We start from the raw sequence: 15,165 nt of genomic DNA, 5'->3' as shown, positions 1-15,165 counted from the left end.
CTCTTCTTCCATCATTCATGCAGGGCTCCCCTCTCGACTCTCCGGCTGTGGACGTGTGTCCGCCAGGCCTGCCCATGGTGTGGCACGACACGCTGTCCGCCCTGCTGGCGACCGACGAACACGTGCTGGGCTGGCTGCCGCTGAACCTGGACAGCCAACTGCACTTCGGTGACAGTCTGATCGTGCTGACCGAGCGCCGCTGGCTGTACTGCGGCACAGACGCGCAATCCAGCCGGTCCTGGCCGCTGCGGCCCGACATGACCCTGAAGCTGCAGGACCACGCTGGGGTCGGCAGTCTGGAACTGCTGGACAGCCATGCGCGGCTGGCCCGCTGGCGCTATACCCTGGATCTGCACCCGCAAGCCCTGCAGCTGGTCGCGCGCTACAACGCGCTCAGCCAGCCCGACGACGACCCGGTCCCCACGCTCCAGGCGATGCCGTCCGACACGGATACGGAAACGCCACGCACCAGTTCGCTGTTTCGTCTGTGGCGTTTCGCACGCCCCTATCGCCGCCAGCTCAGCATCGGGCTGGCCCTGACGCTGACCGCCACCGCCGCCTCGCTGGTGCCGCCCTACCTGACCATGCCGTTGATGGACGACGTGCTGATCCCCTTCCAGAACGGAGAACCCGTCCACTGGGACCTGGTCACGCTGTATCTGGGCGGGCTGCTGGCATCGTCCATCCTGGCGTGGGCGCTGGGCTGGGGGCGCAGCGCCATTCTGGCCTGGGTCAGCGAACGCATCGGCGCCGACCTGCGCACCACCACCTACCAGCACCTGCAGCAGTTGTCCCTGCAGTATTTCGGCGGTAAACGCACCGGCGACCTGATGGCGCGCATCGGTTCCGAATCCGATCGCATCTGCCTGTTCCTGTCGCTGCACCTGCTGGATTTCGTCACCGACATCCTGATGATCGTCATGACAGCCGTCATCCTGCTGTCGATCAATCCGATGCTCGCCCTGGCGACGCTGGCGCCACTGCCGATCATCCTGTGGCTGATCCACTGGGTGCGCGACCGCCTGCGCCACGGCTTCGAAAAGGCCGACCGCGTCTGGTCGGAAATCACCAACGTGCTGGCCGACACCATCCCCGGCATCCGCGTGGTGAAAGCCTTCGCCCAGGAAAAGCGCGAGGTCACGCGCTTTCGCGAGGCCAACAACCGCAACCTGGCGATCAACGACCGGGTCAACGCCCTGTGGTCGCTCTTCACGCCCACCGTCACCCTGCTGACGGAACTGGGCCTGCTGGTGGTCTGGGTCTTCGGCATCTGGCTGGTATCGCACGACGCCATTACCGTCGGCGTGTTGACCGCATTCGTGGCTTACATCAGCCGCTTCTATGTGCGCCTGGATTCCATGAGCCGCATCGTGTCCACCACCCAGCGTGCCGCCGCCGGCGCCAAGCGCATCTTCGACATCCTGGATCACGTCTCCAGCGTGCCCGAACCCGGCGAACCCAAGCCCATGGACCACATCCAGGGCCGCATCGAACTTTCACGTATCGGTTTCCGCTACGGCAACCGCGCGGTCATCCAGGACCTGAGTCTGGATATCGCCCCCGGCGAAATGGTCGGCCTGGTGGGCCACAGCGGCTCGGGCAAGAGCACGCTGGTCAACCTGATCTGCCGTTTCTACGACGTGTCTCAAGGCACGATCCGGCTGGACGGCGTGGACATCCGCCAGTACGCCATCAGCGACTACCGGCGCCACATCGGCCTGGTGCTGCAGGAACCGTTCCTGTTCTACGGCACGATCGCGGAAAACATCGCCTACGGCCGCCCGGACGCCAGCCACGCGGAGATCATCGCCGCCGCTCGCGCCGCCCATGCGCACGAATTCATCCTGCGCCTGCCGCACGGCTACGATTCGCTGGTCGGGGAACGCGGCCAGGCCCTGTCGGGCGGCGAACGCCAGCGCATTTCCATCGCCCGGGCGATCCTGATCGACCCCCCCATCCTGATCCTGGACGAAGCGACCTCGTCCGTGGACACCGCCACCGAAAACGAAATCCAGAAGGCCCTGGACAATCTGGTCAAGGGGCGCACGACGATTTCCATTGCCCACCGCCTGAGCACCCTGCGCGAGGCCGACCGCCTGGTCGTCATGGACAGCGGCCGCATCGTCGAGATCGGCCGGCACGACGAACTGCTGGCGCGCGAAGGCGCCTATGCCCGCCTGTACCGCGCCCAGCTGCAGGGCACCCTGCCGCCGTCGTCGGATCATTCGGCGAAACAGGCCGCCCACGAGGCCGATTATGATTCCTGAGCACGTTCCGCCCCCCGTTGCCGAGGCGCAGGCCGCCGCGGTCGAGACCACCGCGCCGGACTTCACGCTCGTCCGGGACACGTTCGGGCACCTGATCCTGTCGCGCCCCGGCATGCCCGATACCGTCGTGATCCCCGTGCGCAGCTTTCCCATCAGCGGCCCCGACGAAGGCATTTCGCTGGTCGGGCCTCAGGCCCAGGAACTGGCCTGGATCGATCGGCTGGACACGCTGCCCGCCAACGCCCAGAAGCTGATCACCGAGGAACTGGCCCAGCGCGAGTTCAAGCCCGAGATCCTGCGAATCGAGCACGCCTCCACCTGGGCAACCCCCAGCCGCTGGGACATCGAGACCGACCGCGGGCCCGCCGTGCTGACCCTGAAAAGCGAGGACGACATCCGCCGCCTGTCGGCGTCCACGCTACTGATCGCGGACGCCTGCGGGGTGCATTACCTGGTCCGCGACCTGAATGCCCTGGACCGGTTCAGCCGGAAGATCCTGGATCATTTCCTGTAAGCGGATGTCGAGGGCAAAAATCCCACCCCTACGGATTCAGTTTTCGACGAGCAAAACTCGCTACCGACTTTCGGAAATGGACATAGGAGGGTAGGTCCTTAATTGGGCCCTGCGGATCCAGGTCTATTGCAAGTCGGGCTCTCATCGAGCTAAAGTGTTTCCGGAATTTTTTGAGACGGCTGCCTTGTGCCTCGCTCGCAATACACAACGACTCTAGAAGGACAGCCTTGGCATTCTTCTCGTTTTCTAACCGTCGGAAATCAGGATGGAAAGGGAACCCACCACGATAAGCTGTATTGCCCGCCACACGTTTTATAGCGTCGAGATCCGTCAAAAGCCAAGTCTCTAGCTGTCGTACGGGAATTAATGGGATCACTGGCCGCTGCAAGTTGAGAGATCTAACCGCAGAAGCGATCTCCTCTTCCCGCTGCACAACCCCTACGTCATCAGAATCACGATGAATGAAAAACACATCGGTATTAGGATAAAGTTTTGCCAAAACTTCAAGCTTATCTCCAACAGCACGGCCCACTGGAACGGGAAAACTAGACAGATCTGGTGCGTCACCACTGACCTCAGAGAACCCCTCTTCGACCAGAATTTTTTCTATATGATCCACCAAATTTAAATCGGATGTCCCTTCACCTGACAAGATAAAACTAATCCTCATGCTGCGCCCCCACCCAAGGCACACTCAAGATTCAGCGGTATCTGTGCATTAGGAGGCAAGCTCAAGTATGCGATGACAGAGCCGATATCAATGGGAGAAGCGTCGCTTGAGCTACCCCTCCAGGTGTTAGGCAAACTTTTGCAGCGGATCGTTGTGGCCGGCCTACCGTCCGGACCTAACACCTTTATAATATCCGCGTAAATAAGATCATCCGGCTCCTCTAACGACACTAGCACCGGAGAATGTGTTGCTATAAATATCTGTCTCATTGGATTATCTTCCCCAACTTCTTCATGAGGATTCACAGCTAGATCTTTCAGAAGATTAAGCATGGACTTCATTCTGGCGGGATGAATTCCATTTTCAGGCTCTTCAAAGCACAATAATCCGTTAAATTCAGGGTCTTCTGACATAATACAAAGCGTCAAGAAACGCAACGTTCCATCGGACAAAGACCGGGCAGGCAAGAATGCACCTGAGCGTTCCTTCACTTCAATGGTCAGCAGCTTTCGGACTTGATCCACATCGACACGGATATCCGATGTGGGCACTATCTCCGAGAGTCTACTTGCCACGCGAGAACAGACATTCTTATCTTCACGGTATAGTTTGTATAAAGTCGCTGCAAGATTACCCCCATCAGAACCCACTGAGCTACTTTCATGCATCCGATTAGACCGACGCATTGCACTCGGCTCAAGAGCCAGGAAACGCCATGCCTGCATCTCTCTTCGCGCAGCTAAAACAGTTGGCCAAGCGGCACTGTTCGTATTCGCAATCACCGTTTTGGGGATATGATGCGCAGGAATTTTCTGCGGCTGCCCGCTACTACCACCATCTTGGTGCAGTTGAATTTCAATAATACCATCCTCAGTTTTCCGGGTGGAAATATATCCCGCTCCCTTTCGCTCATTAATAATTATAGGATCTCTAAATTTTGAGGCACTCAAGGGAAATTTCAATTTGCTGGCTGCCTCTCCCTTATTAATATGACTCAGCTCTTCTCGCACAAGATACAAACCAAGGTCGCCGGAAGACGCCCCTTCCGGATCATGAGCAAGTTCAATTTCGTATCGCAAGAATGTAGACTTAGCCTGCGCTTTTCTACCGAAATCATCCACTACATCCCGCGAGACAATCATCTCTGCAGCAATTAATAGTCTCTCACACCGAAAATCCCCGTTAGTCCAAAATATATCAAGAGGATCTGAAGACTCTGAGGCCCTTGCAGCCAAAGCAGACTCAACAATTGACCGATCGCTCAAAAGAGACAAAAACCTTATTGCATCGAATATATTCGATTTACCAACGCCATTAAGACCAGCAATACAATTGAATGGCCCGAAGGATACAGAGAACCCAAGAAGATTCTTGAACCCATGCACTTCCAACTTAGTCAGCATAATAATCACCTCAACCGGAGAGCACTAACACCTTCTCCCCAGATTGCCATCAGGATCCAGTCGACCCAAGCCAGCTGCAGAATCACGCGATGCCCTCCAGCACAGGTTGATGAATGGAAAACAAGGCCAGCCAGATCGCAACAAAGCGCGGAGGCACATTTTGCAAGCTCAATGCCTGGGAAAATAGAGAGGATACCCTACAGAATAGTGCAACCTACATGGATGTAACACGCACAGATCGATAATTGGGTATTCTCCAATTCTTATGCGGTGCCTACGGACCAAGCCCACGGCACCCAACCGCATGCAGTGCCACCTCTTCGCGCGTTACATCGAAACTCCGCAATCAGCATAGACATCAGCTGGAAGGTGCATCATGCGACCTAAAATCACGGTGTGACTGCTGAACATGGCACAGAATACCCCAACCATCACAATGCATCACATGCCTTCACGACCTTTTGACATGCGTCATCGGTATTGACCGCTAGTCACCAACAACCCGAGTCATCAGCAGTCTGTCACTGCAGCACGCCTGTTATGTGTTGTTTAATTGACATTCGATATGAATTGTCATATATTAACGACATGGATGCCATCTTATTACTTTCACGACTGGGCGGTCAGATCCGGGATCTGCGTAAGAACCGCGGCCTGACGCAGGCCGCGCTGGCACAGCGGGCGGGCATCACCCGCCAGAAGCTAATCGAAATCGAACAAGGCGCCGACAGTGTCGCCGCCGGCTACTACGCGCGCGCGATTGCCGCTCTGGGGGCCGAACTACGCACCGTCCCCGCCCGCATGCCCACGCTGGAAGAACTCAAGGATATCTTTCCATGAACACGATGACGGTGGATACCCCACAGGGCCATAGCGGCACCCTGACCGATCTCGGGTCCGACCAGTTTTCGTTCCGGTATGCGCCATCGGCGACGGATCGCGCCGCCATCTGCCTGTCCATGCCGACCCGTTACGCGGATTACCCCCAGACAGGACTGCATCCGATCTTTCAGATGAACCTGCCCGAAGGTTTCGTGCTGGAGGCTCTGCGCAATCGCTTTGCCAAGACCACATCGCTCAATCCGATGCTGCTGTTGGCCATGACTGGCCGCAATGAACCCATCGGCAGGCTTCAGGTCGATATGCCCGGCCTGGCACCAGCACCTGTCTCAACCGGGGAACGGCTGGCGGACCTGATTGCCTGGGATGGTACGGAAGACCTGTTTGAAGCCCTATTGGACAAATACATCCTGCGATCCGGGATCTCCGGCGTTCAGCCCAAGCTCCTGGTGCCCGAATCTCCAGTGGATCGCCACACGGCCATCACTGGAGAACTCATCCTGAAATCGGGCGGGGACACCTGGCCCCATCTGGCCATCAATGAATACCTATGCATGTCGATCGCCAAGGCGGCAGGCCTGGATACCCCCGAATTCCACCTGTCGGACAACGGCCAGTTGTTCATCATGCGCCGCTTCGATCGCCATGAGAACACCCGGCTGGGGTTCGAAGATATGGCGGCGCTGATGGGCCTGGCGGCCACCCGGAAGTACGAAGGCAGTTACGAACATATCGCCCGGGCCGTGCGACTGTTTTGCGCACCGGACCAGGTTCAGGTGTCTTTGCAGCAGCTGTTTCTGTCCATCACCGTCTCCTGCATGGTCGGCAACGGCGATGCGCACCTGAAAAATTTCGGCCTGCTGTATTCCGACCCAACCGCAGGGGACACCCGATTGGCGCCCGCCTACGACATCGTCAATACCACCGCCTATCTGCCGAATGATTCCCTGGCCCTGAAATTAGGCGGCCATAAAAGCTTCTTTGCCGCCAAATTGGGCCTTCTCGATCTCGCGCGAAAACTCGAGATCGAGAATCCGTCCGCGATCGTTGAGCGCGTCCTGGCCGCCATCGAAGCCACGCTGGGCAGCCAGCCGGATCGTGTGGAAACCGCACCGGACATTGCTCATGCCATCCGTGCCAGCGCGCAGCCATTCGAGGCCGCATTCCTGCGGCCCAGGCGCGGCGGTCAGTAAATACGGGCCGGTGCCTTGCCTGAAATCCGCTGCGCAATGGTGTGCACGCCCTGACCGTATCAAGACGCCAGCAACGACGCCTTGGGCGACAAACCCAGTGACCAGGTTTCGGGCCGCACGCAGCGCACCGCCTCGCGCGAGGCATCGATGCAGCCGCCTTCGGCGTAAACGCCGGCCGGATCGCGCAGCCGCATCATCGGGTCCAGGATCCGCTGCGTGGCGGCCGGATCGGCCAGGGTCTGCGCGACGCGGGCCTCGACGATCGATTCATCCATCCAGGGGCGGCCATTTTTCTGCGCCAGACCATCGCGCCAATGGTAGAGCTCGACGCATTTGGACCGCAGCGTGTAGGGCTGGTCCGGCTTCCAGAAATTGGTGAAATGCCCCTGGCCCAGGTAGAACACCCAGGACCCCTCGTAGCCTTCCACACAGGCCGACGGCTCATGCGGATTGCGAAACCACAGGCGGTCGCCCGGCACGTAATAGCGAAACGGCAGCGGCGCCTGCAGCGAGCCGTACTCGTGCAGGAAGGCATCATGAAACGGACCCGACTGGATCGCCTTGACGTGCCACTGTGCCTGCAGCGCATCCAGCGCCGCCGGATGGCTATCCCGCAGTTCCTTTGCCAGGCCCAGCAGCAGCACGTATTCGGTCGCCCGATAGCAGGAAAACGAATACTGGCGCCCGGACAGATCCGGCCACAGGGTCTGTTCCAGCGAAGGAATCAGATCGTGGCCCGGCAACAGAATAAAGCCGGTCGCTTCCGTCCATGACCAGTAATCGGGCCGTTCGGCTTGTTCCGTGTCGAAGGCCAGCACCGTGCGCCGCCCCGTCTGCACGATGTGGCGCCGCAGCCGCACGGCGGACACGCATTCATCCAGGCTGGGAAAATCGAAGGCCAGGGGGGACAAGAGCAGCGCCGCCAGGATTTCGGCATCCAGATCGCGGTCGCTGTCGTCCGGCGACAGGTTCAGCATCCGCGCCAAACCGGCCGTATCGAAATCGGAGATCGGGTCCGGCAAAGACAGCCGGAAACGCTGCCAGGGCCCCTGCCCATCGGCGCCGGCGTCCTGGATCACCAGGCCAGTCAGGCCCAAGCCCGTCAGCCAGGTAATCCACCGGGATTGCTGTTCATCGGACCAGGCGCCGCGAACGCGGACACCGGCTATCGGCGTGGTCATCTGCATGGTCCCACCAGGCGGGAAAAATTCAGTGGAGGATTTTACCGCCTGGCAGGCCTGAGTGGTGGCCGGACGCGGCTGCTTACAGATGTCTAGCCTATCTGCGAGAAGGCGGGAACCTGTACATCGTGCAGTGCCGCTTTTACACGTAGCCTCGTAAGCTCTCCTGTAAGGTGGGCAATCGAACCACACTTTACATTCCATTGACGGAATATTCCACAGAGGCTATATTTGACCATGAAATGGGAAGTTGAATACACCGACGAATTCGGTGACTGGTGGGGCACGCTGACTGAAGACGAACAGGTGTCGCTGGATGCGTCGGTACGACTACTCGAAACATGCGGGCCAAACCTGGGATTCCCACACAGTAGCGGCATCAACAGCTCCAGACATAGCCATATGCGTGAACTCAGGACACAGCACGAAGGCCGCCCTTACAGGACACTCTATGCCTTTGATCCTCGCCGCAACGCCATTTTGCTGATTGGTGGCGACAAGACCGGACACAACCGCTGGTACGACACCACTGTGCCAATCACCGACCGGCTCTACGACGAGCATTTGGAACAACTTCAAAAGGAAAGGCCAATCAATGATCAAGAAATTCGCTGAACTCCGCGCACAAATGTCGCCCGGCGCACGCACAGCTTCCGCCAACAAGGCGCATGCCATGCTGGTGGAAATGCCGCTGAACGAACTGCGTCAGGCACGAGGGCTGTCGCAGAAGACGCTGGCGCAGGTGCTGCATATTCAACAGCCATCCATTGCCAAGCTCGAAAAGCGCACCGATATGTATATCTCGACACTTCGCAGCCACATCGAAGCCATGGGCGGCGAGCTGGAGGTCGTGGCACGATTTCCTGAAGGCGCCGTGAAGATCTCAAACTTCTCTGATCTCGGCTCCCCTACCCGCGCTTAGGCGCCTTGGCACCCATTCATCCATCGATCATCACACCCGCAGGCAGTCCACCAGCAGATCGACACGCGGCAGCAACAGTGACCGGTCGGGGATCAGCAGGCACAGTTCGCCGGGTGCCTGAACGTGCGCCGCGAACGGCGTGACCAGGGCGCCCGACGCCAGCGGTTCGCGCACCAGGGCGCTGCGCCCCATCAGCACCCCCGCACCGCCGATCGCGGCCTGCAGCGCCAGACTGTAGAGCGAGAATTCCGATCCCTTCGATGCATCGACCGCAGGCACCCCGGCGCCATCCAGCCAACGCTGCCAATAGTCCCGCCAGACTGAATCATGCAGCAGGCGCATGGACCGCAGACGCACCGGATCCAGCGGCAGGGGTTCGCCATCCAGCAGCGCCGGCGCGCACACCGGCACCAGTTCGTCCTTGCCCAGCGGGATCCGGCGGGAACCTTCCCCGTCGCGATCCACATAGAACAAGGCCAGGTCGAACGGTTCGCGGCGAAAGTTGGGCGGTTCTTCCATGGCGGCGATGGAAAAGAAACATCCCGGAAACAGGGCGGACAGCTGGGGCAGTTTGGGCGACAGCCACAGATGCGCCACCGCCGGCAACGCCGCAATGGCGATCTGGGTCTGATGGCCGGCGCCGCGCAAGGCCCGCACGCCATCGCTGAGCAAATCGAAGGCCCGGATCAGCACAGGCAGCGCCGCCTGCGCCTCGGCTGTCAGCCGCACCCCCTGCGCCGCGCGTTGAAACAGCGGGTAGCCGACCCAGGATTCCAGTTGTTTGATCTGCTGCGCGACAGCCCCGGCCGTGACGTTGAGTTCATGCGCCGCCTGGACGAAGCTCTGGTGGCGCGCGGCCGCTTCGAACGCCCGCAGGGCATTGAGCGACGGCATGCCAGGCCGTGAAAACGAATTCAAACTCGCCTCCTGGAATCAGCGCAGCTAGGGATAGACAATCTAGCCCTAACCCAGAAAATATCTCGTTTGCGATGAAATAGAAAGGCCTCCATCATGTCTTTGAACGGGCCGGCATTGCCGCCCAACTCAAACGAGGTGATCAACATGCTCAAGCGCAGAACGTGGGTTCCCGACGCGGTCGAAAATTACGTGGGCTCGATCGCCCAGGAAACCCAGGCGGAAACCCCGGACCAGACCGATCGGCGCCTCGCCGCGCTGATCGCCGAAAACCGGCATATCCACGAGACCGACTGTTTCAACCTGAATCCGGCCACCAACGTCATCAACCCCAAGGCCGGGGCCGTCCTGGCCATGGGCCTGGGCAGCCGGCCCTCGCTGGGCTATCCCGGCGACAAATACGAAATGGGCCTGGAGGCCATCGAAAAGATCGAGGTCATCACCGCCCAGCTGGCCAGCGAAATCTTCGGGGCCGATTATGCCGAAATCCGCGTGGGGTCCGGCGCCCTGGCCAACCTGTACGCCTTCATGGCGACTTCGAAACCGGGCGACACGATCATCGTGCCCTCCGCATCGATTGCCGGCCACGTCACGCACCACAAGGCCGGCGCCGCCGGTCTGTATGGCCTGAACAGCGTCAGCTCGGGCATCGACGCGCACGGCTACACCGTCGATCTGACCCAGCTGCGCCAGGACGCCCTGCGGCTCAAACCCAGCCTGATCACCATCGGCGGCAGCCTGAATCTGTTCGCGCACCCCATCCGGGGAATCCGCCAGATCGCCGACGAAGTCGGCGCCAGGGTCCTGTTCGATGCCGCCCACATGTCCGGGATGATCGCCGGGCACGCCTGGCAGCAGCCCCTGGAAGAAGGCGCCCACCTGATGACCATGAGCACCTACAAAAGCCTGGGCGGGCCGGCCGGCGGACTGATCGTGACCAACGACGCCGATCTGGCCAAAAAACTGGACGCCATCGCCTATCCCGGGCTGACGGCCAATTTCGATGCCGGCAAATCCGCCGCCCTGGCCATGACCCTGCTGGATTGGAAGGTCTACGGGCGCGACTACGCCGCCATGATGGCCGCCACGGCCAAGGCCCTGGCGCAGGCCCTGCACCACGAAGGCATCCCGGTGTTCGCCGCCGACCGCGGCTACACCCGGTCGCATCAGTTCGCGATCGAAGCCGCGGCCTGGGGCGGCGGCCAGGCCGCCGCCAAAAAACTGCGCAAGGCCAATATCCTGAGCTGCGGAATCGGCCTGCCCATCGCCGCGGTGGCGGGCGACGTGAACGGCCTGCGCCTGGGCACCCCGGAAATCGTGCGATTCGGCATGAAGCCCGACGACATGACGCCGTTGGCGCGCCTGATCGCACGGGCGCTGAAGGCCGACACGATCCCCACCGCCCTGACTCGGGAAGTCGCTGATTTCCGTCATCAGTTCAAAACACTACACTTCATCAGACACTAGATACCAGAGGTGCGTTACACAAGCACCCCGCCATCGCATCCCGATGGCACCTTTTCATTCATGTGCATCACAATACCTACCAAGGAGACAGCATGAACATGAAAATTGCCGGCACGGGCCTGGCCTCGGCCCTTCTGCTGATGGGGCTGGCCAGCCCCCCCGCCCTCGCGCAGGATTCCACCCTGCAGACCGTCATCAAACGCGGCCAGCTGATCTGCGGTTCCGACAACACCAAACCTGGTTTCGGCTACATGAATCCCAAAACCGGGAAGCTCGAAGGCTTCGATGTGGATTACTGCCACGCGGTGGCCGCCGCAGTGCTGGGCGACGCCAGCAAGGTCAAGATCCTGACCCTGACCGATAAAAACCGCTTCAATGCCGTGCAAAACGGCGAAGCCGACGTGGTGTTCTTCCATACCACCGTCACCACCACCCGGGCTACGGCAGTCGGCGCGGCTTTCCTGCCGGTCAGCTTCTACGACGGCACCGGCGTCCTGGTGAAAAAAGCCGACCAGATCAAATCCATCAACGACCTGAACGGCGGCACCATCTGCACCACCCAGGGTTCCACCACCGAAGCCGTCTGGGCCGACTACATCAAGGGCCATAAATGGGACCCGAAAACCCAGGTGCTGACCTACCAGGATCTGGACAAACTTTTTGCTGCCCTGAACAGCGGGCGCTGCAACGCCATGACCACCGACAAATCCGCCCTGGTCGGCTGGAAGGGCAACGCCCCAAAGCCTGACGACTTTGTGGTCCTGGCCGACACCATCTCGAAGGAACCCCTGGCCGGGTTCGTCCGCCAGGGCGACACCCAGTGGCACACCGCCCTGACCTGGGTCGCCTATGCGCTGGTCCAGGCCGAGGAATTCGGCATCACGTCCAAAAACATCCCGGAAATGCTCAAGAGCGAAAACCCGGACATCAAGCGCTTCCTGGGCGTGGACGGCGATCTGGGCAAAGACCTGGGCCTGGCGCCGGACTTCGTGCAAAAGGTCGTCGGCGCCATGGGCAATTACGGGGAAATCTACAACCGCAACATCGGCCCCGAAACCCCCTATGGCATCGACCGCAAGGGCAGCCTGAACGACCTGTGGACCCATGGCGGGCTGATGTATTCGCCGCCCTTCCGCTAGGCTAGGGGTTGGCCGCGGCCGATGGCGCCGCGGCCCATGGTTTCAGTCGGCTGGGAGGCAGGCGATGAAGGCAGGGGGCAGCCAGGAACGCTACACGCTCGGGGACCACGTTCTGCAGATCGGCGTGGTGCTCGGGGCCATTGCGATCGTGCTGGGGCTGGCGGCCAGCGTCTACATCGGCCTGGCATCCCACCACATTCCCATCGATTTTTCCTTCCTGTCGCAGGTCTCGGGTCTGCATCTGTCCGAAGGGCTGACGCTGGATCTATCCCGTCCCTGGGACCTGGTGCCGTTCAGTTCCAGCGACACCAATCTGCAGGCCCTAATCCTGGGCCTGTACAACACCCTGAAGGTCGCCCTGCTGGGCATCGTCTTCAGCACCCTGCTGGGGCTGCTGGTGGGCATCGGTCGCGTGTCGCCGAACTGGCTGCTCAACCGCGTCTGCCTGGTCTTCGTCGATCTGGTCCGCAACACGCCGCTGCTGATCCAGCTGTTCTTCTGGTATTTCGCGGTGGTGCTGCAACTGCCCGCGCTGCGCAGCGCCGCACAGTTCTACGGCGTCATCGCCAGCCGCCAGGGCATCTACACCCCGTCGCTCCTGGGCGTACCCGCCTGGCCCGACTTCTGGTGGGCAGCGCTGGCCAGCCTGGTGCTCGCCGCCGTGATCCTGCGCCTGACCCGCCGCCCAGGCGCGCGCGCCTTTCGCTGGCCCGGCATCGCCGTGATCGCGATTGCCTGGGGGGTGGCGCTGGCGGCGCTGGGCCATCCCCTGCGGATCGACCTGCCCGTCGCCTCGCGGTTTCGCGCCAGCGGCGGCCTGGCCTTTACCCCCGAATTTTCCGCCATCCTGCTGGCGCTGGTCGTCTATACCGCTGCCTTCATCGCCGAAATCGTGCGCGGCTCGATCGAGGCCGTCAGCACCCGTCAGTGGATGGCCGCCTACGCGCTGGGCCTGAAGCGCCATCAGGCCATGACCCACATCATCCTGCCGCAGGCCTTTCGCATCCTGGTGCCGCCGCTGGTCAACCAATACCTGAACCTGGCGAAAAACACGTCCCTGGCCATCGCCATCGGGTTTCCCGACCTGTTCAACGTCTACGGCACTGTCGCCAACCAGACCGGCCGCAGCATGGAGGGCATCCTGATCGTCATGGTGGCCTACCTGGCGCTGAACTGGCTGATCAGCCTGGTCATGAACCTGTACAACCGGCGCCTGATGGCCCAGGGGGCGCGCTGATGACCGCCAGATTCCTGACCCTTTGCCGCAAGAACCTGTTCCCCAGCTGGTTCGAAGGTCTGCTGTCACTGCTGATCCTGGCGGGGATCGCGGTGCTGGTCTATGCCCTGGCGCACTGGGCCATCGTCCAGGCCCAATGGTCGGTCATCGGCGGCAGCCTGCGCTTCCTGATGGCCGGGACGCTGGACCTGACCGAACTCTGGCGCGCCTGGCTCGCCAGCGGCATCTTCTGCCTGCTGGTGGGCATCAGCCTGGCGCGCATCACCCGCGCCCGCGCCATCAAAGGCCTGCTGGCCGCCGGGGCGATCAGCCTGGCGGCCGCCGCCATCCTGTGGGGCATCGGCGACCCCGTCGCCGCGCGGGTCGCGGCGCTGCTGCTGGCCGCCGTCGTCGGCGCGCTGATCGGCGCGCGCCTGCCCTGGCGCAGCTCGTGGCTGAGCCTGATCTGGGTTGCGGGGGTGGTCCTGATGTGGCAACTGCTGGTGCTGGACGCCGGCCACGCCGTCGGCGGCCTGCTGCTGGGGGTGCTGGTCACCCTGGTCGCCGCCATCGTCAGCTTTCCCCTGGGCATCCTGCTGGCCCTGGGCCGCACCAGCCGCCTGCCGGGGGTGCGCTGGGTCAGCACCGCCTATATCGAACTGATCCGGTCGCTGCCGCTGATCTCGATCCTGTACTGGGCCTGGATGGTCGTGCCCCTGATCCTGGCCAGCGACGTGCGCATTTCCGACGTGGTGCGTGGCACGATCGGCATCACGCTGTTTTACGCCGCCTACGTGGCCGAATACGTCCGCGGCGGCCTGCAGGCCGTGCCCGAAGGCCAGTGGCACGCGGCCCGTTCCCTGGGCCTGCGCAAAACCGACATCCTGATCCAGATCGTGCTGCCCCAGGCCATCCGCACGGTCCTGCCCGGGCTGGTGGGCAACGTGCTGGACATCTTCAACAACGTGCCGCTGCTCTTCATCATCGGCCTGACCGAATTCGTGCGCGCCGGCCAGGTGGTGCTGGCCAATCCGCAGTTCTCGGACCAGATCTACGAGGTCTATGCCTTCATGTTCGTGGTCTACCTGATCATCGCCACCGTGCTGACCTGGAGCTCGCGGGTGGTGGAACGGACCATGGGGCCGGGGGGATGAGGTATCGCGCCCCCATTGCTGTGCGCGGATGTCTTAAAATAGGTGCCTAACAAGGAATTTTTGTCATGAGCAATGCCCTCTCTCCTATCGTCTCCGAATTCGAGACCGAAGAACAAGCGGCCAGTTATGACCGCTGGTTCCGTGCAAAGGTGCAGGCCAGCCTTGACGACTCGCGCCCATCCATCCCTCACGATCAAGCAATGGCTCTCATTCGTGAAAAGCTGGTCGCCAAATTGGCCCACCAGGACGCTATGATTGCCAAATCGCGTAGTCGTGACGCTTAA

The 15,165-nt window shown here is 61.2% G+C and carries 15 protein-coding genes; 11 read left to right on the top strand and 4 right to left on the bottom strand.

Annotated features, from left to right (window positions below; genetic code table 11):
• The first annotated feature begins 74 nt into the window (after positions 1-74).
• Both ABCV34_RS13160 and ABCV34_RS13155 read left to right on the top strand, forming a co-directional pair.
• Positions 75-2,267, top strand: coding sequence for an ABC transporter ATP-binding protein (locus ABCV34_RS13160; RefSeq protein ID WP_345798782.1), 2,193 nt, complete (start codon positions 75-77; stop codon positions 2,265-2,267).
• Entirely contained in the window at positions 2,257-2,781 is a 525-nt protein-coding gene (locus ABCV34_RS13155; protein WP_345796665.1) for a DUF1854 domain-containing protein, read from the top strand. The genes ABCV34_RS13160 and ABCV34_RS13155 overlap by 11 nt, the downstream gene beginning before the upstream one ends.
• A gap of 28 nt (positions 2,782-2,809) precedes the next feature.
• Here ABCV34_RS13155 and ABCV34_RS13150 read toward each other — a convergent pair whose 3' ends face one another.
• Together ABCV34_RS13150 and ABCV34_RS13145 are read right to left on the bottom strand one after the other, a co-directional pair.
• Positions 2,810-3,451 (bottom strand): hypothetical protein, encoded by a 642-nt coding sequence (locus ABCV34_RS13150; RefSeq protein ID WP_345796663.1) that lies wholly within the window; start codon positions 3,449-3,451, stop codon positions 2,810-2,812.
• Positions 3,448-4,854, bottom strand: a complete 1,407-nt coding sequence (locus tag ABCV34_RS13145) for an AAA family ATPase (protein WP_345796662.1) — start codon at positions 4,852-4,854, stop codon at positions 3,448-3,450. Before ABCV34_RS13145 ends, ABCV34_RS13150 begins: the two co-directional genes overlap by 4 nt.
• Positions 4,855-5,442: 588 nt before the next feature.
• On the opposite strand from ABCV34_RS13145, the gene ABCV34_RS13140 reads away from it, so the two are divergent.
• Together ABCV34_RS13140 and ABCV34_RS13135 are read left to right on the top strand one after the other, a co-directional pair.
• Complete coding sequence (locus ABCV34_RS13140; RefSeq protein WP_345796661.1) at positions 5,443-5,694, top strand: helix-turn-helix domain-containing protein; 252 nt, start codon at positions 5,443-5,445, stop codon at positions 5,692-5,694.
• A complete protein-coding gene (locus ABCV34_RS13135) occupies positions 5,691-6,887 on the top strand; it encodes a type II toxin-antitoxin system HipA family toxin (protein ID WP_345796660.1) in 1,197 nt (398 codons plus the stop codon). Before ABCV34_RS13140 ends, ABCV34_RS13135 begins: the two co-directional genes overlap by 4 nt.
• A gap of 59 nt (positions 6,888-6,946) precedes the next feature.
• Here ABCV34_RS13135 and ABCV34_RS13130 read toward each other — a convergent pair whose 3' ends face one another.
• Positions 6,947-8,068 carry a hypothetical protein gene (locus tag ABCV34_RS13130; RefSeq protein WP_345796659.1) on the bottom strand — a complete coding sequence of 374 codons (1,122 nt, stop codon included), beginning with the start codon at positions 8,066-8,068 and terminating at the stop codon, positions 6,947-6,949.
• Between the two features lie 237 nt (positions 8,069-8,305).
• On the opposite strand from ABCV34_RS13130, the gene ABCV34_RS13125 reads away from it, so the two are divergent.
• Complete coding sequence (locus tag ABCV34_RS13125) at positions 8,306-8,683, top strand: type II toxin-antitoxin system RelE/ParE family toxin (protein WP_345796658.1); 378 nt, start codon at positions 8,306-8,308, stop codon at positions 8,681-8,683.
• Positions 8,664-8,990 carry an XRE family transcriptional regulator gene (locus ABCV34_RS13120; protein WP_345796656.1) on the top strand — a complete coding sequence of 109 codons (327 nt, stop codon included), beginning with the start codon at positions 8,664-8,666 and terminating at the stop codon, positions 8,988-8,990. Before ABCV34_RS13125 ends, ABCV34_RS13120 begins: the two co-directional genes overlap by 20 nt.
• A gap of 30 nt (positions 8,991-9,020) precedes the next feature.
• Here the strand turns inward: ABCV34_RS13120 and ABCV34_RS13115 are convergent, their stop codons facing one another.
• Positions 9,021-9,908 carry a LysR substrate-binding domain-containing protein gene (locus ABCV34_RS13115; RefSeq protein WP_345796655.1) on the bottom strand — a complete coding sequence of 296 codons (888 nt, stop codon included), beginning with the start codon at positions 9,906-9,908 and terminating at the stop codon, positions 9,021-9,023.
• A gap of 144 nt (positions 9,909-10,052) precedes the next feature.
• Between ABCV34_RS13115 and ABCV34_RS13110 the strand changes: the two genes are divergently transcribed.
• From ABCV34_RS13110 to ABCV34_RS13090, 5 genes are all read left to right on the top strand, one after another.
• Positions 10,053-11,372, top strand: coding sequence for an aminotransferase class I/II-fold pyridoxal phosphate-dependent enzyme (locus ABCV34_RS13110; RefSeq protein WP_345796654.1), 1,320 nt, complete (start codon positions 10,053-10,055; stop codon positions 11,370-11,372).
• 92 nt (positions 11,373-11,464) lie between these two features.
• The gene (locus ABCV34_RS13105) at positions 11,465-12,511 is read left to right on the top strand and encodes a transporter substrate-binding domain-containing protein (protein ID WP_345796653.1); all 1,047 of its coding nucleotides are present in this window, start codon (positions 11,465-11,467) and stop codon (positions 12,509-12,511) included.
• Positions 12,512-12,575: 64 nt separating this feature from the next.
• Positions 12,576-13,748, top strand: coding sequence for an ABC transporter permease subunit (locus ABCV34_RS13100; RefSeq protein ID WP_345796652.1), 1,173 nt, complete (start codon positions 12,576-12,578; stop codon positions 13,746-13,748).
• On the top strand, positions 13,748-14,881 hold the full coding sequence (locus tag ABCV34_RS13095; RefSeq protein ID WP_345796651.1) for an amino acid ABC transporter permease: 1,134 nt from the start codon (positions 13,748-13,750) through the stop codon (positions 14,879-14,881). The genes ABCV34_RS13100 and ABCV34_RS13095 overlap by 1 nt, the downstream gene beginning before the upstream one ends.
• 65 nt (positions 14,882-14,946) lie before the next feature.
• Positions 14,947-15,165, top strand: a complete 219-nt coding sequence (locus ABCV34_RS13090) for a stability determinant (RefSeq protein WP_345796650.1) — start codon at positions 14,947-14,949, stop codon at positions 15,163-15,165.

The organism is Castellaniella sp. MT123 (genome assembly GCF_039614765.1).
Classification (GTDB): Bacteria; Pseudomonadota; Gammaproteobacteria; order Burkholderiales; family Burkholderiaceae_B; genus Castellaniella.
This window is presented reverse-complemented; position numbering and strand designations above follow the sequence as displayed.